Genomic DNA, 20,018 nt, shown 5'->3' with positions numbered 1-20,018 from the left:
TTCAGTGGGCACCGGCGCCGCCACCGGGCTGCGCCTTGCGCGTGAGCAACAGGGCGAAGGCGGCAATGGCCAGCACGACGCCGATCACAGCGAAGGTGTCGCTAAAGCCAAGGATCAGAGCCTGGCGTCTGACGATCTGACCCAAGGCGACGACGGCTTTCTGGCTGGCGACTGCCGGATCGGAGACGCCGTGTGCCAGGAAGTAGTTGGTGGTTTGGGCGAGGCGATCACGAACCTCATCGCGAGCCAGCGTGACAGACTGCCCGATGATATTCGAATGGAACTGCTCGCGCTCGGTCAGGATCGTGCCAAGCGACGCCGTGCCGACCGCGCCGCCGAGGTTGCGCAGCATGTTCGTCAGGCCTGAGGCAGCCGCCGCATCCGACGCAGCAATACCAGCGGTCGTGATTGCGGTGATCGGGGTCAGGACCAGGGCCTGGCCGATCGCCCGCACGATGTTCGGAATCCAGAACTGATCACCGGCGTTGTTCGGTGACAGCGTGATGTTCATGAAGCAGCTGATCGCGAAGATCGAAATGCCGAGGAAACCGATATAGCGGGCGTCGAAGCGCTTCATCAGCAGCGGAACGAGGGGAATGAGCAGCAGCTGCGGCAGGCCGGTCCAGGCCAGGACATTGCCGATCTGCTCGGCATTGTAACGCTGCACCTGTCCCAGATACTGCGGCAGGATGTAGACGGTCCCGAACAGCGCGACGCCGACGAGCACATTGACGGCGACGCCAATGCCGAAGTTGCGCTGCTTCAGGAGACTGAGCTTCACCAGGGGCTTTTGAACCGTCAGCTCGATCCAGATGAAGGCAGCGAGGAAGACGAACGCCACGATGCTGAGCTTGACGATGAAAGGCGAGGAGAACCAGTCCTCCTTGTTTCCCTCCTCGAGCACCGTCTGCAGGGCGGAAAGGCCGATCGCCATGGTAACAATGCCGGCCCAGTCACCTTCCTTCAGCAGGTGGAGCTGCATCGGCTGCTTCTCGAGCGTCAGGGCAAGCGCAGCGGCCATGATGGCGCTCGGGAGCGCGTTGATGAAGAAAATCGTCTGCCAGCCGTAGTTCTCCGTGAGATAGCCGCCGATCGTCGGGCCAATGGCCGGGGCAAAGGTGACGGACAGGGCAAAGAGTGCGAGGCCGCGAGGCTGCTGAAACTTTGGCAGCTTGGTAAGCACCATGGTGAACGCCATGGGGATGAGGACACCGCCGGCAAATCCCTGCAGGCCACGCAGCAGGATCATCGTGCCGAGATCGTGGGCGAAGGCACAGGCGATCGAAAAGATCGGGAAGAGAACCGAATTGACGAGAATGTAGCGGCGGAAGGAAAAGACGTTGCTGAAATACGCCGTCAGCGGAATGACGACGATCTCACCGATCAGATACGACGTCGAGATCCAGGCACCGTTGTCAACGCCGGTGCCGATGCCGCCCTCGATATCGAGGAGCGAGGCGTTGGTGATCTGGATGTTGAGGATTGCCATGAACGCGCCGATCATCCCGGCAAGTACGGCAATCCAATCCTTTACGCTGGCGCCCGGCTGGGAGACGGGGGCAACGGTTGCAGTTGTGGTAGACATGGCACCACCCTCATCCTCTCCGGTCAGGCCCCATCGGCCGCATCGGCTGCCTTGGTGTTGATGCTTGGCTGCACCGACATGCCGGGGCGAAGGTCGCCGGCTGCCGCTCCATTGCCGTCGAGCACGATCTTGACCGGGATACGCTGGACGACCTTCGTGAAGTTGCCGGTGGCGTTGTCCGGCGGCAGCAGCGCGAATTCCTGGCCGCTGGCCGGTGCGATGCTGTCGACGTGACCGTGATAAGTGCGGCCCGGGAACGTATCGACTTCGATCTCGACAGGCTGGCCGGCATGCACGTCGGTCAGCTGCGTTTCCTTGTAGTTCGCAACGATATAAGCCGCGCTGGTGGGAACGACCGACATCAGCTGCGTGCCTGCCTGGACGTACTGGCCAACGCGCAGTGTACGGTTGCCAACTGAGCCATCGACCGGCGCCACAATCGTGGCATAGGAGAGATTGAGTTCGGCCTGGCGCTCAAGCGCCTGGCTGCGGGTAAGCGCAGCCTTTGCCTGGGCAAGCTCGGCATTCAGAAGATCGACCTGCTTCACGGCTGCATCGAGGGCGGCGCTGTCGCGCACGATGGTCGCCTGTGCTGCCGCGATCTGCGAGGCGGCCTGCTGCGCGGTCTGGACCGGGGCATAACCGTTGGTGGCCAGGCTCGAATAGCGCTTGTTGTTCTGCTCGGCGAACGTCTCGTTGGCCTTGTCGACCTCGACCGTGGCGCGGGCGGCGGCGATCGTCGATTGCTGGATCTGGAGGGCCGCCTCCTTCGCATTCAGCGTCGCCGCCGCGGCGGCAACGTCGGCCTTCGCCTGGTCGAGCGCGGCTCGGAAGTCGCGATCATCGATACGCGCAAGCGGCTGACCCGCCTTGACGGTCTCGTTGTCGTTGACGAGTACCCGGGCGATGTAGCCGGAAACCTTCGGCGCGATCGCACTGTTGTCCGCCTTCACATAGGCGTCGTCGGTCGACACGTGGAAGCGACCGACCGTCCAGTAATCGTGTCCGTAGTAGGCACCCGCGGCCACAATCGCGAGGGCGGCTGCGCCAAGCAGGAGCGACCGGCCGGGTCGCTTGCGGGCTTGCGGCACGTCAGCGGCAGCGCGTGGCGCCTCCGCGTGCGGCCGCTTGCTCGCTTCAAGCGTTTCCGGGGTCACCTCTGCGACCGCTACGGCGGTTGGATCGGCGTTGTTGTTCAGAGCATGCAGCTTCTGGGCGGTCATTGTTTTCTCCGGATCATGGCCGCCGTCGCAAGCGATGCAGCCTCTGATGCACAAAATGGAAAATTGACGTTTTCCAAAATATGCTCTATAAAATCGATGTCAACTTGAATTTGGAAAATACCGATGGTCCAAAATCACAAGATCGAGAGAAGGCCGCGCGGCAGACCGCAGGCGCGGTGCGACGAGGACACCAGGAGCGTCATCATCGAGGCTGCCAACAAGCAGTTTCACGCGAACGGATATGCAACGGCGTGCATCGCGGATATTGCGCAGGAAGCGGGCGTCTCGACGAAGACGCTCTACAGGCTGTTTCCGACGAAAGCCGACCTCTTTTCGGACCTGATCACCGATCGCATTGGACGCTTTTTGCTGGCTCTCGACCCGACTACGCTTGCCGCGGCCGATCTTCGCCAGGGACTGGAGCGGATGCTGATGGCTTACGGCATGCTGACGCTTTCGGACGACACAATCACGATGATGCGGCTTGTGATCGGCGAGTCCGACCGCTTCCCCGAGATCTCCGCTTCCTTCTACGAAAAAGCCATCGTCCGAACGAATGCGCTGATGGAGGGGTGGCTGCGCAAGCAGGTTGATCGCGGCGTCATCGCTCTCGAAGACCCGCATGCGGCCTGCGGCATGCTGCGCGGCATGATGGCCATGGAGCCCCAGCGCGCCGCCATGCTGCGCCAGCAGCCGGCGCCGGGGATTGAGGAGATCGCGGCCCGGGCGAAAATGTGCGCCGACCTGTTTCTGAACGGCGCAGCAGTCGCTCCGGCTTAATACCCGGTCTTATTCGGTCTTTGAAAGTTCCTTGTCGATGGCCGAAACCAGTCGCTGGTCATCTGCCGTCACGTCAGGCGCAAACCGCGCCACGATCTTGCCATCGCGACCGATCAGGAACTTTTCGAAGTTCCAGAGAATTTCACTCTTATCGTCGGTCGCCAGGCCATTGCTGCGCAGCCGCTCCCGCATCGGACCTTCGCCGACGGCAGTCCCGGCAGCCGCCGTCAGGTTCTGGTAGAGCGGATGCTTGTCCCCGCCCTTGACGGAGATCTTCGAGAAGATCGGAAACTTCACGTCATAGGTCAGCGTGCAGAACTCGACGATCTCGGCATCCGTACCCGGCTCCTGCCCCTTGAAATTGTTTGCCGGAAAGGCGGCAATCACGAAGCCGCGCTCTCGCTTGTCCTCATAGAGCTTCTCAAGCCCTTCATATTGAACGGTGAGGCCGCATTTGGAGGCGACATTGACGACCAAAATCACCTGGCCGCGGTGATCGTTCAGCGTTGTCTCGCGACCATCGGCCAGCTTCACCGGTATATTCAAAAGATCCGTCATCGCTATCTCCACCATGAATTCCGCCGCGGAAGCTATACCCAACGGAGCGTTTGTCCAGCGGGCAGATCCGGTCCACTGACAAAATCAATTAAAACAGCTAGTTTGCCGTCGAGAGCACGGGAGGGCGCGACGAGAAGATGGCACTGGAATCGCTGGTGGCGGCCGTTGTCTTTGCTTTGCTCATGACAGCCTCGATCGGAACGATGCTGACCTATTCAAAGCTGCCTGTGCATCACCGGCAGGACGAGACCAACACCGTCGTTCGGCTCGTCGCCAACATCTTCGTCGTCATGACATCGCTGGTCTTCGGCCTGATGATCAATTCCTCGAAGAACACTTTCGGCGAGATCGACAAGAACGTTCACGCGTTCGCAACCCAGATCATCCTTCTCGACCGGACCTTGCGGACCTATGGCCTCGAGGCCACGGAAACTCGCAAGCGTCTGGAGAACTACGTCGAAAAGGCTCTCACCAATCCGGCACGCGCCGCGCCGGATCCGCTGGTCAAAAGCGACCGCACAAGCGAGATTGCCCTCAACGCCGTCGGAGACAGTCTGGCACTGATCGTGCCTTCCGACCCGGGCCATGTGGTGTTGTGGAACGACGCTCGCCAGCAATATCAACGGATCGTCGAGCAGCGTTGGGTCATCGTGGAACAGTCGGAAGGCGTCATCCCAAGGCCGCTCATAAGCATGCTGACGGCGTGGCTGACGTTAATCTTTGCGAGCTTCGGCTATCGCGCGCCAAGAAACATCATTGTCGTGCTGATGTTCACCATCTCCGCGCTCCTGATATCGCTATCGATCTTCATCGTGCTGGATATGGATATTCCATTCTCGGGCTGGATCCAGATCTCCGACACACCTCTTCGCAGGGCGCTTGCCGAGCTTCAACAATAGCAACTGCGAAGCACCGCGTCGGCCTGGAAGGAGCGACGCGGTGTGGCCACGGCATCACAGTTAGCGAACCGCAATCGTCGGCCAGTCGATGAGGTCGGCCTTTGCACCGGCCAGCGTGTTGCGGCTCTGGGAGACCACATCGTGGGGAAAGCCGAGCGATATCGCGCTCGCGTCATCGAGGCGCCGAACCTGCTCCTCACTAAGCTTCACGTCCAGCGCGGCAAGGTTGTCGGCAAGCTGCTCAGCCGTTCGCGGCCCGATGATCGGCAGCGTGCCCTTGTGCAGCACCCAGGCGATGGCGATCTGGCCGGCCGGCACGCCGGTTTCCTCGGCGATTGCCAGAACTGTATCGACCGTTGCCGTCTTGCGCGCATCGCTTTCGGAGTGAATGACGACGCCAAGCCCCTGCTGGCGGCCAGTTTCGCCCTTGCGGTACTTACCGGTCAGCAGCCCGCCGCCGAGCGGCGACCAGCCGACAGTACCAAGGCCAAAGGCCGCCGCCATCGGCAGCAGCTCGCGCTCGGACGTACGCTCGACGAGGCTGTACTCCAGCTGCAGAGCCGACAGCGGCGCAAAGCCACGAAGCTCGGCAAGCGTGGCACCAGTCGCCACGCGCCAAGCCGGGAAGTCGGAAAGTCCGGCATAGAGGATCTTGCCCGACCGGACGAGATCATCGAAACCGCGCATGATCTCGTCGATCGGCGTTACGGCATCCGGCATGTGCGCCCAAAGAAGATCGATCCGATCGGTGCCGAGCCGCTTCAGGCTTGCCTCGACCGACTGAACCATGGCCTTGCGGCTGTTGCCGGTACGCTGGAGGCCGGCCGCGTGACGATCACCGAGCGAGAACTTCGTCGCGACGACCATGTCATCGCGGTCGCTCGCGATGAACTCGCCGACCATCGTTTCCGACTGGCCGAATTGATACTGGTCGGCCGTGTCGATGAAGTTGCCGCCGGCGTTGCGGTAGCCATCGAAGACCACCTTGGCCTCCTCGCGACTGGAACCGTAACCCCAGCCTGTCCCGAAATTGCCTGTGCCAAGTGCCAGGCTGGAGACACGAAGTCCGGTTCGTCCGAAAATCCTATAGCGCATTGTCCTTGCCTTCCGTGCTTCCTTGGTCAATTTTAAATGACGATCGTCATTCATTTGCATTTAAATGACGGACGTCATATAATTTGTCAAGAACAAATGATGAGAGCCTCAAATGCGCCCAACAAAGGAACAGGCGAACCAGAACCGCCAACGGATCATCGACACGGCCGGTCGGCTCTTTCGAGAGAAAGGAATTCATGCTGTCGGCGTCGACGAAGTAATGAAGGGCGCCGGATTGACGCATGGTGGTTTCTACGGCCACTTCAAATCGAAGGGCGACCTTGCCGCGGAAGCCGTCAGCCACGCCCTTTTGGAAAGCCTACGTTCCGAACCCGCCTACGCCACGCTCGGTGCGTTGGCGAAGAATTATCTATCGAGGGCTCATCGAGATGCGGCGGACAGCGGCTGCACGGTTGCGGCTCTTGGCCCGGAAATCGCCCGCCTCCCCAAGGGGCAGCGCGGCGGGATCACCGACTACGTTCGCGCACGCATCGAGCAGGTCGAACAGATCCAGGCGCAGCAGGGGGAAACGGTCGATCGCGGCAAGGCCATAGCAGATCTCTCAAGCCTCGTCGGAGCCCTCGTCATGGCGCGCGCCGTCGATGACCCTGCCCTCTCGGACGAAATCCTCACTGAAACGATCCGTGTCCTCGACGGGCGGCGTTAGGAACTTTGCGCGCGGCGCGGCATTGATTAGTCCAGCGGAGCTTACAGTTATCGGTACGGCGGGGCACTCGCCGGTGCCGACCTCAAGTTGCTGGAATCGCATGACAACGCAGCAGATCCTCGCCTTCGGGCTCATCGGCCTGATGATGGCAGTCTTCATCTGGGATCGGTTTCGCTATGACCTGGTTGCCTGTTGCGCTCTCGTGCTGGCCATCTGCGTCGGTATCGTGCCTTTCAACCGGGCATTTTCGGGCTTCAGCGACGACATCGTGATCATCGTCGGCAGCGCCCTCATCGTCAGCGCCGGCGTGGCGCGCTCGGGGATCGTCGATACAACGATCAAGCGCTTCTTTCCGAACCTGACCAAGCTGCATGCGCAGCTCGCGCTGCTGCTCATTGTCGTCGCGCTTCTGTCGGCCTTCATCAAGAACATCGGCGCGCTTGCGATCATGATTCCAGTCGCCTTCCAATTTGCCCGAAAAAGCGGGAGGCCTCCGTCGCTTTACCTGATGCCGATGAGCTTTGCCGCGCTACTCGGCGGGTTGATGACGCAGATCGGCACCTCACCGAACATCGTGGTCTCGCGGCTTCGCGGCGAAATCACCGGGACGCCTTTCACGATGTTCGACTTCACACCCGTCGGCGCGACGCTTGCTCTGGTTGGCATCGTCTTCTTGATCCTTTTCCACTGGCTCGTTCCCGAACGGCAAAACGAGAACCCATCGCTTGAGGAAGCGTTGGATTTGAAGAACTATTTCTCCGAAGCAACGGTGGTCGAAGGCTCCGGCTTCGAAGGCAAAAAGCTCAACGAGCTCCTGCAGCTCGGCGATGGAGAAGTGGTCGCAACCGCGATCCTTCGCGGGCATTCGCGCCTCGCGCCGTTCCCCGACGTTCTCCTGAAGCCGGGCGACACGATTCTGCTGGAGGGGCGTCCTGAAGCCCTGGATCGCGTCGTTTCCAACGCCAAACTCAAACTTTCAGGCAAACCGATCCCCGAAGCAAAGACGGAGGGCGACGTGACTTCGATCGAAGCAGTGGTCTCCTCCGAGTCCATGCTGATCGGGTGGTCCGCGCGCCAGCTCTCGCTCTGGAATCGCCGGCGCATCAACCTGCTTGCGGTCAGCCGGCACGGGCACAGGCTGACCGAACGGTTGAGCGAAGTCACCCTGCGCGCCGGCGATGTTCTTGTGCTGCAGGGCAGCCGTCGAAACCTGCCGGCCTTCCTGCAGGAATTCTCCTGTCTCCCATTGGCGCAGCGCGAAATCATGCTCGGCACGCCGCGCAGAGCTTACGCACCGCTGCTGATCCTTGCGACAGCGATGGGGGTGACGGCGGCCGGAATGGTTCCGGTTTCGGTCGCCTTCTTCTGCGCCGCGCTGGCGATGGTCGTTTTTCGGGCCATCCCCCTTGCCGAGGTCTACAAGGCGGTGGACGGCCCGATCCTCATCATGCTTGCCGCGCTGATCCCCGTCTCCGACACATTGCGAACGACCGGCGGAAGCGATCTGATTGCCGGGTGGCTGGGGCACTTCGCCGCCCAGATGCCGCCCTTCGGCGCGCTGACTCTGATCGTCATCACCGCCATGGCGGTAACGCCGTTCCTCAACAATGCGGCAACGGTTCTGGTCATGGCGCCAATTGCGGCGAGCTTTGCCCACACGCTCGGCTATAGACCGGAGGCCTTTCTGATGGGGGTCGCCATCGGCGCTGGCTGCGATTTCCTGACGCCGATCGGCCACCAATGCAACACGCTGGTCTTCGGTCCCGGCGGCTATCGTTTCAGCGACTACCCCCGCCTCGGCCTGCCGCTGTCATTCGTCATCGTCCTCGTCAGCGTACCTGTCCTGCTCTACGTCTGGCCTGTCCATTGATGCGATCGCCCATTTTCCTTGACGCGCGCGGTCGAATATGGCCTTAAGGCCAGCCAAATGGGCAATCGGCGGATGAACGGGGGCAGTGCCCTTTTCCGGCCGGTTTCCTGATCCAGTTATCTGCATTCTTTCCGGCCGAACGTCGCTTTCTCAGGAAAGCCGTCCGGCATTCATTTGACGGGCACATAAAATGACAGCTTCCGGCGTCCGCGTCCGCATTGCTCCCTCGCCGACCGGCGAGCCGCATGTCGGCACTGCTTACATCGCTCTCTTCAACTACCTTTTCGCCAAGAAGAACGGCGGCGAGTTCATTCTGCGCATCGAAGACACCGATGCGACGCGCTCGACCCCGGAATTCGAGACCAAGGTGTTGGACGCGCTGAAATGGTGCGGCCTCGAATGGAAGGAAGGTCCTGACATCGGTGGCCCCTACGGCCCGTACCGTCAGTCCGACCGCAAGGACATCTACACCCCATACGGCCAGGAACTGCTGGACAAGGGGCATGCGTTCCGCTGTTTCTGCACGCCTGAGCGTCTGGAGAAGATGCGCGAAGAGCAGCGCGCCGCCGGCAAGGCGCCGAAGTATGACGGCCTCTGCCTGAAGTACTCGGCCGAAGAGGTCTCCGCGAAGATGGCCGCCGGCGAAGGCTCCGTGATCCGCATGAAGATCCCGACCGAGGGCTCCTGCGACTTCACCGACGGCGTCTATGGCGATGTCAGCATTCCGTGGGATTCCGTTGACATGCAGGTCCTGATCAAGGGCGACGGCATGCCGACCTATCACATGGCAAACGTCATCGACGACCATCTGATGCGAATCACCCATGTCGCGCGCGGCGAAGAATGGCTGGCATCCGTGCCGAAGCACATCCTGCTTTACCGCTACTTCGGTTGGGAGCAGCCGGTGTTCATGCATCTGTCGCTGATGCGCAATGCCGACAAATCGAAGCTCTCGAAGCGCAAGAACCCGACGTCAATCTCCTACTACTCCGCTCTCGGCTATATCCCGGAAGCGCTGATGAACTTCCTCGGCCTGTTCTTCGTGCAGATCGCCGAAGGCGAAGAGTTGCTTGATATGGACGAGCTTTCCGAGAAGTTCGATCCCGAAAACCTTTCGAAGGCCGGCGCCATCTTCGACATCCAGAAGCTCGACTGGCTGAACGGCCGCTGGATTCGTGAGAAGCTGTCCGAAGAGGAGTTCCAGGCCCGCGTGCTCGACTGGGCGATGGAGAACGATCGCCTGAAGGCGGGCCTGCGCCTGTCGCAGTCGCGCATTTCCAAGCTCGGCGAACTACCTGACCTCGCAGGCTTCCTGCTGAAGTCCGACCTCGGCGTTGACCCGTCGGCCTTCGCCAAGATCAAGTCACCGCCGGAAGAGATCCTCGAGATCCTCAACACCGTCCAGCCGGATCTCGAAAAGATCCTCGAATGGAACGTCGAGACGATCGAAGCCGAGCTACGCGCCATTGCCGACCGCATGGGCAAGAAGCTGAAGGTCGTCGTGGCCCCGCTCTTCGTCGCAGTATCAGGCTCGTCGCGCTCGCTGCCGCTCTTCGACTCGATGGCGATCCTCGGCCGTTCCGTCGTGCGTCAGCGGCTGAAACTGGCCGCCCAGGCAGTTGCCTCCCTCGTCGGCCCGAAGAACTGAACCGGACGTTTGCATCATGACTGAAAAGACCGAAACAGCGACCCTTTCCTCCGACGCGACCGAGGTCCGCGCCCAGAAGCTGAAGCTGCTGCGCGAACAGATCGGCGAGGTCTATCCGGCGCATTTCCACCGGACCATGACCAATGCCGAACTGGCGGAGAAGTACAAGGATCTCGAATCCGACGTCGAGACGCAGGATGTCGTGACCGTTGCCGGTCGCGTCTATTCCTCGCGCAACTCCGGCATGTTCATGGATATCCATGACGCCTCGGGCAAGATCCAGATCTTCAGCCACAAGGACGTGACGCCGGAAGAAGCCCGCAACATGCTTGGCATGATCGATATCGGCGATATCATCGGCGTGACCGGCACGGTGCGCCGCACGAAGCGCGGCGAGCTGTCGATCAACGCTCGCGAAATCACCATGCTGACGAAGTCGCTGCTCCCGATGCCGGAGAAGTGGCACGGCGTTTCCGACGTCGAGATCCGCTATCGCAAGCGCCACCTCGACATCATGACCAACGAGGAATCGAAGCTCCGCTTCCAGCAGCGTTCGAAGATCATGTCCGGCATCCGCCGCTTCATGGAAAACGACGGCTTCATGGAAGTCGAAACGCCGATGTTGCACTCGGTCTATGGCGGCGCCACCGCCGAGCCGTTCAAGACGCATCACAACACGCTGAAGCTCGACATGTACCTGCGCATCGCGCCGGAACTGTACCTGAAGCGGACGTTGGTCTCCGGCCTTACCGACAAGGTATTCGAGATCAACCGCAACTTCCGCAACGAAGGCGTCTCGACCCGGCACAATCCTGAATTCACGATGATGGAGTGCTACTGGGCCTATGCCGACTACGAGGACATCATGGACCTCGTGGAGCGGCTGTTCGAAAGCCTGGCACTGTCGATCCACGGCACGACGGAATTCCCCTTCGGCGACAAGACGATCTCCTTCAAGGGGCCGTTCAAGCGCGTGCCGATGCCAGACGCCGTCAAGGAAGTGACCGGTATCGACTTCCTCGCCATGAAGACCGACGAGGAAGCCCGCGCGGCTGCCAAGGCCGCCGGCTTCGAAGTCGAGAAGGACTGGACCTGGGGCGAATGCCTTGCCTTCATCTTCGAAGAAAAGGTTGAGGCCACGCTCATTCAGCCATCACACGTCACCCACTTTCCGAAGGACATCTCGCCCTTCGCCAAGGAAGTGCCAGGCGAGCCGCGCCTTGTCGAACGCTTCGAGACCTACTGCAACGCCTGGGAACTCGGCAACGCCTTCTCGGAACTCAACGATCCGGAAGAGCAGCGCCGCCGCATGGTCGAGCAGCTGGAACAGGCGCACGCCCGCGGCGAAAAGGAAAAGCAGCTGGACGACGAATTCCTCGATGCGATCGACCAGGGCATGCCGCCCGCCGGCGGTCTCGGGATCGGCGTCGACCGCCTGATCATGCTGCTCACCAACGCCCCATCGATCCGCGACGTCATCCTCTTCCCGGCTCGACGCAGCAAGGCCGACTGAGCCGGCTTACCTGGAATAGAAAAAGGCGGCGACCCGTTGGGCTCGCCGCCTTTTTTGTTGGAAATGGTTAGTGGCCGGCTTCGGGCGCGGCTTCCGGCGCAGCAGGCTCTTTGGCAGGTGCGGAGCCATGTTCGCCGCCTTCCGCGGGCTTTACTTCCTTTGCCTCTGCTGTCTTCGCAGTTTTCTTGCCCTCTCCTTCGCCGCCCTTGGTAGCGGCAACGGCGATGGGATCGATACAGTCCGAATAGTCCGTGAAGGACGCGTTCATCGCGGTTATCTCGTCCTCGGGTAGATCGACGCGTTCTCCGAAGAACAGCCCGTTGTCCGCCGCCTCCCCGTCATAATAACGGGCGGTGTAGGTCTTGGCTTCCGTGCTTTCGAGGACGGGATCGGGATGCGGAATATAGACGACGTCAGCGCCGATCGCCCTGCCGCGAATATCCGAGCGCAGCGTCGGTCCGTTGGTATCGAGAACGACGACTTGCACGAGATCGGGCCTCTGCGCATCGTAGATCGTCTTGGCGACGCGAAGCGCGGTCTTGACGCGAGTCATGCCATCGGTCGGCTCGGTCTTGATATATTTACGGATCCAGACGCGGTTCTGCTTCTTGATGGTGACGAGATTGACGTCGGTGCAGGAGAGGCCGTTCATCGTCTCTGCGGAAGGGCCAAGGAGCCTATCCTTGCCGATAAAAAGCGCGGCACCGCCGGAGACGCCCCCGAGAAGGGCGACGCCAGCGATGATAAACACCAATTTCCGGGAAGGCCGGAAGATGCGCAGTAGGGCCTTCACGCCAACTGCTCCGCCATTAACAAGCTCCAACGCAATACGAGTGGTTTCGACGCTAGAGAAATGACGTTTCCGAATGCTTAAACGCGGGCTCTAAGTTTGCATCAGTATGGGATTAACACCAAAAAAGGTCCAAGCTTTCCCTATGCTTGCCAATGTCCTCGCGGCCATGCTCTAACGGCTGATGGCCTTCACGCTTCGCCAGATCCAGTACTTCGTTGCCGTCGCCGAGCAGGGCTCTGTAACGCGCGCCGCGCAGAACCTTTCGATCTCGCAATCGTCGGTCACGGAGGCCCTCAAGGAGCTTGAAACCGACCTCGGCGTCGAGCTTTTCGAGCGTCATCCACGCGGCCTGACGATCACCCACAATGGCCATCAGTTCCTTCGCCATGCGACGAAAATCCTGGCAAGCGTGACGGATGCGCGCACCAGCTTTTCCGGCAAGCAGAACGAGATCTCCGGCAAACTCAACATCGGCGTCACCTCGCTCGTCGCCGGCTATGTGCTCTCCGACCTCCTGGCCCGCTATCGCCGCGCCTGCCCGGGCGTCGAAGTCAGCGCCATCGAAGACAATGGCGGCTATCTCGAGCACCTGCTGGTCGGCGGCGAACTGGATGTGGCCGTCATGGTCATTTCCAACCTGCGCGACCGCATGGCCCTGCAGGCAGAGATCCTGGAGACGTCACCTTACCGGTTGTGGTTGCCCATGGGCCATCCACTCGTTTCCGCCGACATCATTTCCGTGGCGGACATCGCTCGCGAACCGCTGATCATGCTGACTGTCGACGAAATCGAGGAAAACACCGGCAAGCTGCTGTCGGCGCTTGGCGCACGGCCGCATGTCGCCTTCCGCACGCGCTCGGTGGAAGCGGTACGCAGTCTGGTTGCGACCGGTGCCGGCGTGGCGCTATTGCCCGACCTGGTCTATCGCCCCTGGTCGCTGGAAGGCGACCGAATCGAGAGCCGTGACGTGTCCGGCTCCCTTCCGGTCGTCCAGGTCGGCATGGTCTGGCGAAAGGGCTCGAGTTTGCCGCAAGCGGCGCGCGACTTCGTGGGCATCGCAGAAGCCCTGCGATCCGGCCGGCCCCGGTGATCCGTCGGACACGATATCGGAAATTCCGATATCGCCTTTCTGATAAATGAATTTGCGAAACCGGAAAATTCAGCGCACCTTTCGACCGGGAACATAACGCCACGAAAAGTGGCAACAACCGGGAGACATCAGATGAAATATCTTCTGAAATCGTGCACTGCTGCCCTCGCGAGCGTGAGCTTCGTGACGCAGGTTGCCGCAGCCGAACCGCTGAAGGCGCTTGGCAAGGGCGAAGGTGCTGTCAGCATCGTAGCCTGGGCGGGCTACATCGAACGCGGTGAAAGCGACAAGAGCTACGACTGGGTCACCGGCTTCGAAAAGGAAACCGGCTGCAAAGTGTCGGTCAAGACGGCGGCGACCTCCGACGAAATGGTCTCGCTGATGAACGAAGGCGGATTCGACCTCGTCACGGCCTCCGGCGACGCGTCGCTTCGCCTGATCGCAGGCAAGCGTGTCCAGCCGATCAACACCGATCTCATCCCGAGCTTCAAGAACGTCGATCCGCGCCTGCAGAAAGGCGCATGGTACACGGTCAAAGACGTCCACTACGGCGTTCCCTATCTCTGGGGGCCGAACGTGCTGATGTATAACACCGATGCCTTCAAGGATAAGGCACCGACCAGCTGGAAGGTCGTTTTCGAGGAAGAAACCCTTCCCGACGGCAAGTCCAACAAGGGCCGTGTCCAGGCCTATGATGGTCCGATCTACGTTGCCGATGCCGCTCTCTACCTGATGGCGCACAAGCCGGAACTCGGCATCAAGGATCCCTATGAACTGAACGAAGACCAGTACAAGGCGGCGCTCGACCTGCTGCGCGGCCAGCGTAAGCTCGTCTCCCGCTACTGGCACGACGCGATGATCCAGATCGACGACTTCAAGAACGAAGGCGTCGTGGCCTCCGGTTCCTGGCCGTTCCAGGTCAACCTGATGCAAGCCGACAAACAGAAGATCGCCTCCACCTTCCCGGAAGAAGGGGCCACCGGCTGGGCTGACACGACCATGCTGCATGTCGACAGCGAACACCCGAATTGCGCCTACATGTGGATGGAGCATTCGCTGCAGGCCAAGGTCCAGGGCGATGCCGCTGCCTGGTTCGGCGCCGTTCCTTCCGTTCCCGCTGCCTGCAAGGGCAACGAGCTGCTGACCGACGAGGGTTGCTCAACGAACGGTTATGATCACTTCGACAAGATCAAGTTCTGGAGAACGCCGACGGCCAAATGCGCAACGCAGGGCGAGTGCGTACCGTATCACCGTTGGGTCTCCGACTATATCGGTGTGATCGGCGGACGATAATCCGCCCGCACACCCTCTCCTTCTCCGCAAGCGGAGAAGGCGCCCGCTGAGGGCAAGGCGAGGGGACAATGAAGACAAGAGCGAAACGTCCGAGCGCTGGGGGCAACGACGGAACGCCGAATTGTCCCCTCGTCGGGGCCCCTTGGGCCGCATCCTTCCCGCTGGGAAGATGAAAGACGCAACATCCCGGAGTTTTACAATGATTCCCGCCGTCCGTTTCCAACAGGTCTCGCGCCATTTCGGGCCGGTCCGCGCCGTCGACAGCGTCGATCTCGAAATCGCGCCCGGCGAGTTCTTCGCCATGCTTGGCCCTTCCGGCTCCGGCAAGACAACCTGCCTGCGCCTGATCGCAGGCTTCGAGCAGCCGACGGGCGGCCACATCGAAATCTTCGGTGAGACCGCCGAAGGCATCCCGCCCTATCGCCGCAACGTCAACACCGTCTTCCAGGACTACGCGCTCTTCCCGCATCTCAACATCCTCGACAACGTCGCCTACGGGCTGATGGTCAAGGGTGTCGGTAAGCCAGAGCGCACCAAAGCCGCCGAGCAGGCCCTAGAGCTTGTGAAGCTTCCCGGCTACGGCGCGCGCAAACCCGGACAGCTCTCCGGCGGCCAGCGGCAGCGTGTGGCGCTCGCCCGCGCCCTCGTCAACAAGCCGAAAGTCCTTCTCCTCGACGAACCGCTCGGCGCGCTCGACCTGAAGCTGCGCGAGCAGATGCAGGAGGAATTGAAGAGCCTGCAGCGCGCGCTCGGCATCACCTTCATCTTCGTCACCCACGACCAGGGCGAGGCCCTGTCGATGGCCGACCGCGTCGCCGTCTTCAACAACGGCGGCATCGTCCAGGAAGGTACGCCGCATGACATCTATCGGCGCCCGAAGACGCGTTTCGTCGCGGATTTCGTCGGCTCCTCCAATGTCATTGCGCCCGATATGATGACCGCGCTCGGCGGCGAGAAGCGCTGGGCGAGCCTGCGTCCGGAAGCGATCCACGTCGCCGGCGAAGGCGTTGAGGCGCGTGTGGAGCATGCAAGCTTCCTCGGCGCGGCAACCCGCCTCTCGGTCGATATCCGCGGCACCCGCCTGCACGTCATGCTGCCGGCCGGCGCCAACGTGCCGGATGTCGGCACAAGCGTCCGCCTCGTCTGGCAGCCCGTCGACGTGCATTACATGGATGACGCAGCATGACAGCGCTTGCCCTCACCAAACCGGCGGAACTGCGCGAGACCTCGATCCTTCCCGGTCGCGGCGGTTTCTTCGGACAGCTCTCGGACGCCTTCTGGCGCCATCCTAGACTGCTGCTCTTCCTGATGCTGACGCCGCCGCTCCTGTGGCTCGGCATCATCTACATCGGCTCACTGATCGCGCTGCTCCTGCAGAGCTTCTTCTCGATCGATGATTTCTCGGGCCTGGTGAATTACGAGTTCACGCTTGCGACCTATGCGCAACTCCTCAGCCCGACGAATTTCGACATCATCATCCGCACCATCATCATGGCGGCGCTGGTGACACTGGCTTCTGCCGTCGTCGCCTTTCCCATCGCCTACTACGCTGCTCGCTATGCGCAGGGCAAATGGAAGGCGCTGTTCTACCTCGGTGTCATGCTGCCGCTGTGGTCGAGCTATCTCGTGAAGATCTACGCCTGGAAACTCATCCTCGCGAAGGAAGGCATCCTCACCTGGATCTTCGAGAAGCTGCACCTGTCCTGGCTGCTCGACGGCATCCTCAACCTGCCCGTTGTCGGTGGCAATTCGCTGTCGGTCAGCTATCTCGGTACGTTTGTCGTCTTCGTCTATGTCTGGCTGCCCTACATGATCCTGCCGACACAGGCAGCACTCGAACGCGTCCCAGGCAACCTGATCGAGGCGTCGTCCGATCTCGGCGCCACACCGAGCCAGACCTTCCGCACTGTACTTTTCCCGCTGGCGCTGCCCGGTATCGTCGCCGGCTCGATCTTCACCTTCTCGCTGACATTAGGCGACTACATCATCCCGCAGATCATCGGTTCGTCGCGCCTCTTCATCGGCCAGGCGGTCTATGCCCAGCAGGGCACCGCGGGCAACGTCCCGCTCGCGGCCGCCTTCTCCGTCGTCCCGATCGTCATCATGGCCGTTTATCTCTGGCTGGCCAAGAAACAGGGGGCCTTCGATGCGCTCTGACCGTTCCCAGCGTTCACCGCTGCTTCTAAAGATCGCCGCAGCCGGTGGCCTGCTCTTCCTACACCTGCCGATCCTCTTGATCTTCGTCTATGCCTTCACGACGGAAGAGAAGAGCTATCAATGGCCGCCACCGGGACTGACGACGCAATGGCTCGCCATCGCGTGGAACCGCCCGGATGTCTGGTCAGCGCTCGGCCTCTCCGTGCAGGTCGCCTGCATCGCCACCGCGATCGCGCTAGTGCTCGGCACGCTCTGCGCAGCCGCCGTAAGCCAGACGAAGTTCTTCGGCCGTGAAGTAATCTCGCTCCTCGTCATCCTACCGATCGCGCTGCCCGGCATCATCACCGGCATTGCACTGCGCTCGGCCTTCAGCCTGTTCGACATTCCATTTTCGGTCTGGACGATCGTGCTCGGTCACGCGACCTTCTGCGTCGTTGTCGTCTACAACAACGCCGTCGCCCGCTTCCGCCGCACCTCGGGTTCACTGATCGAGGCATCGATGGATCTAGGCGCCGACGGTTTCCAGACCTTCCGCCACGTCATCCTGCCGAACATCGGGACCGCGCTTCTGGCCGGCGGCATGCTCGCCTTCGCGCTGTCTTTCGACGAAGTCATCGTCACCACCTTCACCGGCGGCCAGCAATCGACGCTGCCGATCTGGATGCTCGAAGAACTCATCCGCCCACGCCAACGCCCGGTCACCAACGTGGTCGCGATGGTCGTCGTGCTCGTCACTTTCCTGCCGATCCTGGCAGCCTACTACCTCACTCGCGACGGCGACCAGGTCGCCGGAGCCGGCAAATAATTAAGGGAGAACATTATGGACACCGCGATGCTGATTGGGTCCCGTTTCGAAGCGGGCACGGAAACGGAAGAGCACATCCTGAACCCGAAGACGGGCGAGACCGTGCTTGACCTGCCGGAAGCCTCGCTTGCCCAGATCGACGCTGCCGTCGATGCCGCAGAATCCGCATTCCAGGACTGGTCGCAGACGACACCGGGCCAACGCTCGAGCTACCTCCTCAAGATCGCCGATGCGATCGAGAAGGATGCCGAGGGGTTTGCCGCACTGGAAGCCCTGAACTGCGGCAAGCCGATCAATGCCGTGTTGAACGACGAAATCCCGGCGATCGTCGATTGCTACCGCTTCTTTGCAGGCGCCGTCCGCAATCTGCACGGCCCCGTCGCCGGCGAATACCTGCCTGGTCATACATCAATGATCCGCCGCGATCCGGTCGGTATCGTCGGCTCCATCGCGCCGTGGAACTATCCGCTGATGATGATGGCCTGGAAGCTGGCTCCGGCCATCGCCGGCGGCAACACCGTCGTCTTCAAGCCCTCCGAACAGACGCCGCTCACCGCACTTAAGATGGCGAAGCTGCTTGCCGATATCCTGCCGGAAGGCGTCGTCAACGTCATCCTCGGCCGCGGCGAGAGCGTCGGCAATGCCCTGATCAATCATCCGAAGATTTCGATGGTCTCGATCACAGGCGACGTCGCTACCGGCAAGAAAGTTCTGCAGGCAGCCGCCAAGACCGTGAAGCGCACCCACCTGGAACTCGGCGGCAAGGCGCCGGTCATCGTCTTCGACGACGCCGACATCGACGCTGTTGTCGCGGGCATTCGCACCTTCGGCTACTACAATGCCGGCCAGGACTGCACCGCCGCCTGCCGCATCTACGCCGATGCGAAGGTCTACGACAGGTTCGTCGCCGACCTCTCCTCAGCCGTCTCCTCGATCAAGTTCAATCAGGCCGACGACACCGAGAACGAGATCGGCCCACTGATCTCCAAGCGCCAGCGCGACCGCGTGGAAAGCTTCGTCGCCCGCGCGTTCGAACACAAGCACATGGAAATCACCACCGGTGGCAAGATCTCCGGCGACAAGGGCTTTTTCTACACGCCGACGGTCGTCGCCGGCGCCACGCAGGATGACGAGATCGTTCGCCGCGAGGTTTTCGGTCCGGTCGTTTCCGTCACCCGCTTCACCGATGTCGAGGATGCCGTCACCTGGGCGAACGACAGCGACTACGGCCTCGCTTCGTCGGTTTGGACCAAGGACATCAGCCGCGGCATGAAAACTGCCGCCCGCCTGCAATATGGCTGCACCTGGATCAACACGCACTTCATGCTCACCAACGAAATGCCGCATGGCGGCCTGAAGCAATCAGGCTATGGCAAGGACATGTCGGTCTACGCACTGGAGGACTACACCGCCGTCCGGCACGTAATGATCAACCACGGTTGATCCCGCGCGGCCGGGCCGACGGGCCGGCCGTAACCTGCAAACAAGAACATGCAACAAAGGGGAGTCGAAATGAAACGCCGTACCATTCTTGCCGCCTTCGGTGGCATCTGTCTCGCCTCGACGCTTTCGGCCATGCCGGTCTATGCGGCCGATCAGACGCCGGTTGAGGTCGTTCAACAGTACCTGGCCGCATGGAACGCCCACGATGCCGGCAAGGCCGCTTCCTATTTCGATGACAAGATCAGCTACTACGACGCATCGGTTGGCAAGCCGACCGTCGGCAAGGCCGAGGCCAAGGCGGCCGTGATCGACAACTTCATGACCGCTGCGCCGGATTTGAAATGGGAGATGCGGGGTGATCCGATCGTCAGCGGAAACAAGGTTTCCTTCGAGTGGACCTTCTCAGGGAAGAACAGCGGTCCTTGGGCCGATGGGACCAAGGCAACCGACAAGTCCTTCTCCTTCGACGGTGCCTCGGTCTTCGTCATTGAGAACAACGTGATCAAGCAGCAGTCGGACTACTACGACGCCCTTGGCTTCTACAAGCAACTGGGCCTGATGTAACGGCAATCCGGCCGGCGGCGCTCCCCAGGGGCGTC

At 61.3% G+C, this 20,018-nt stretch carries 18 protein-coding genes; 13 read left to right on the top strand and 5 right to left on the bottom strand.

Going from position 1 to position 20,018, the window contains the following annotated elements; genetic code table 11:
- Window position 1: 1 nt before the first annotated feature.
- The gene (locus AS026_RS30710) at window positions 2–1,585 is read right to left on the bottom strand and encodes a DHA2 family efflux MFS transporter permease subunit (RefSeq protein WP_062374350.1); all 1,584 of its coding nucleotides are present in this window, start codon (window positions 1,583–1,585) and stop codon (window positions 2–4) included.
- A gap of 23 nt (window positions 1,586–1,608) precedes the next feature.
- Window positions 1,609–2,808, bottom strand: a complete 1,200-nt coding sequence (locus tag AS026_RS30705) for an HlyD family secretion protein (protein WP_062374348.1) — start codon at window positions 2,806–2,808, stop codon at window positions 1,609–1,611.
- Between the two features lie 123 nt (window positions 2,809–2,931).
- Here AS026_RS30705 and AS026_RS30700 point away from each other — a divergent pair, with 123 nt between their 5' ends.
- Window positions 2,932–3,588 carry a TetR/AcrR family transcriptional regulator gene (locus AS026_RS30700; RefSeq protein WP_018856514.1) on the top strand — a complete coding sequence of 219 codons (657 nt, stop codon included), beginning with the start codon at window positions 2,932–2,934 and terminating at the stop codon, window positions 3,586–3,588.
- 9 nt (window positions 3,589–3,597) lie between these two features.
- Here the strand turns inward: AS026_RS30700 and AS026_RS30695 are convergent, their stop codons facing one another.
- The gene (locus AS026_RS30695) at window positions 3,598–4,146 is read right to left on the bottom strand and encodes a glutathione peroxidase (RefSeq protein WP_025658870.1); all 549 of its coding nucleotides are present in this window, start codon (window positions 4,144–4,146) and stop codon (window positions 3,598–3,600) included.
- A gap of 137 nt (window positions 4,147–4,283) precedes the next feature.
- Between AS026_RS30695 and AS026_RS30690 the strand changes: the two genes are divergently transcribed.
- Window positions 4,284–5,045, top strand: coding sequence for a bestrophin-like domain (locus tag AS026_RS30690; RefSeq protein WP_018856512.1), 762 nt, complete (start codon window positions 4,284–4,286; stop codon window positions 5,043–5,045).
- 60 nt (window positions 5,046–5,105) lie between these two features.
- Here the strand turns inward: AS026_RS30690 and AS026_RS30685 are convergent, their stop codons facing one another.
- Window positions 5,106–6,140 carry an aldo/keto reductase gene (locus AS026_RS30685; protein WP_062374346.1) on the bottom strand — a complete coding sequence of 345 codons (1,035 nt, stop codon included), beginning with the start codon at window positions 6,138–6,140 and terminating at the stop codon, window positions 5,106–5,108.
- Between the two features lie 112 nt (window positions 6,141–6,252).
- On the opposite strand from AS026_RS30685, the gene AS026_RS30680 reads away from it, so the two are divergent.
- The 4 genes from AS026_RS30680 to lysS all read left to right on the top strand — a co-directional run bounded on the left by AS026_RS30680 (window position 6,253) and on the right by lysS (window position 11,838).
- Window positions 6,253–6,807 carry a TetR/AcrR family transcriptional regulator gene (locus AS026_RS30680; RefSeq protein WP_062374338.1) on the top strand — a complete coding sequence of 185 codons (555 nt, stop codon included), beginning with the start codon at window positions 6,253–6,255 and terminating at the stop codon, window positions 6,805–6,807.
- Between the two features lie 100 nt (window positions 6,808–6,907).
- A complete protein-coding gene (locus AS026_RS30675) occupies window positions 6,908–8,677 on the top strand; it encodes an SLC13 family permease (RefSeq protein ID WP_062374336.1) in 1,770 nt (589 codons plus the stop codon).
- Between the two features lie 190 nt (window positions 8,678–8,867).
- Entirely contained in the window at window positions 8,868–10,325 is a 1,458-nt protein-coding gene (gene gltX, locus AS026_RS30670; RefSeq protein WP_025658866.1) for a glutamate--tRNA ligase, read from the top strand.
- Window positions 10,326–10,341: 16 nt separating this feature from the next.
- On the top strand, window positions 10,342–11,838 hold the full coding sequence (gene lysS, locus AS026_RS30665; protein WP_062374334.1) for a lysine--tRNA ligase: 1,497 nt from the start codon (window positions 10,342–10,344) through the stop codon (window positions 11,836–11,838).
- A gap of 67 nt (window positions 11,839–11,905) precedes the next feature.
- On the opposite strand, the gene AS026_RS30660 is transcribed toward lysS, so the two are convergent.
- Window positions 11,906–12,631 carry a hypothetical protein gene (locus AS026_RS30660; protein WP_062374332.1) on the bottom strand — a complete coding sequence of 242 codons (726 nt, stop codon included), beginning with the start codon at window positions 12,629–12,631 and terminating at the stop codon, window positions 11,906–11,908.
- A 181-nt stretch (window positions 12,632–12,812) separates the two neighbouring features.
- Between AS026_RS30660 and AS026_RS30655 the strand changes: the two genes are divergently transcribed.
- The 7 genes from AS026_RS30655 (at window position 12,813) to AS026_RS30625 (ending at window position 19,983) form a co-directional block, all read left to right on the top strand.
- Window positions 12,813–13,721, top strand: a complete 909-nt coding sequence (locus AS026_RS30655) for a LysR family transcriptional regulator (protein ID WP_018856505.1) — start codon at window positions 12,813–12,815, stop codon at window positions 13,719–13,721.
- Window positions 13,722–13,853: 132 nt separating this feature from the next.
- A complete protein-coding gene (locus AS026_RS30650) occupies window positions 13,854–15,014 on the top strand; it encodes an ABC transporter substrate-binding protein (protein WP_018856504.1) in 1,161 nt (386 codons plus the stop codon).
- 199 nt (window positions 15,015–15,213) lie between these two features.
- Entirely contained in the window at window positions 15,214–16,200 is a 987-nt protein-coding gene (locus AS026_RS30645; RefSeq protein WP_025658863.1) for an ABC transporter ATP-binding protein, read from the top strand.
- Complete coding sequence (locus AS026_RS30640) at window positions 16,197–17,171, top strand: ABC transporter permease (protein ID WP_018856502.1); 975 nt, start codon at window positions 16,197–16,199, stop codon at window positions 17,169–17,171. The genes AS026_RS30645 and AS026_RS30640 overlap by 4 nt, the downstream gene beginning before the upstream one ends.
- The gene (locus AS026_RS30635; protein WP_062374330.1) at window positions 17,161–17,976 is read left to right on the top strand and encodes an ABC transporter permease; all 816 of its coding nucleotides are present in this window, start codon (window positions 17,161–17,163) and stop codon (window positions 17,974–17,976) included. The genes AS026_RS30640 and AS026_RS30635 overlap by 11 nt, the downstream gene beginning before the upstream one ends.
- 15 nt (window positions 17,977–17,991) lie before the next feature.
- Window positions 17,992–19,419, top strand: a complete 1,428-nt coding sequence (locus tag AS026_RS30630; RefSeq protein WP_062374328.1) for a gamma-aminobutyraldehyde dehydrogenase — start codon at window positions 17,992–17,994, stop codon at window positions 19,417–19,419.
- Between the two features lie 69 nt (window positions 19,420–19,488).
- Window positions 19,489–19,983, top strand: coding sequence for an ester cyclase (locus tag AS026_RS30625; RefSeq protein WP_018856499.1), 495 nt, complete (start codon window positions 19,489–19,491; stop codon window positions 19,981–19,983).
- Window positions 19,984–20,018: the final 35 nt, after the last annotated feature.

This window comes from Rhizobium altiplani, from assembly GCF_001542405.1.
Lineage (GTDB): Bacteria > Pseudomonadota > Alphaproteobacteria > Rhizobiales > Rhizobiaceae > Rhizobium > Rhizobium altiplani.
Note: the sequence above shows the minus strand (reverse complement) of the source record. Positions and strands in the feature narration are given on the sequence as shown.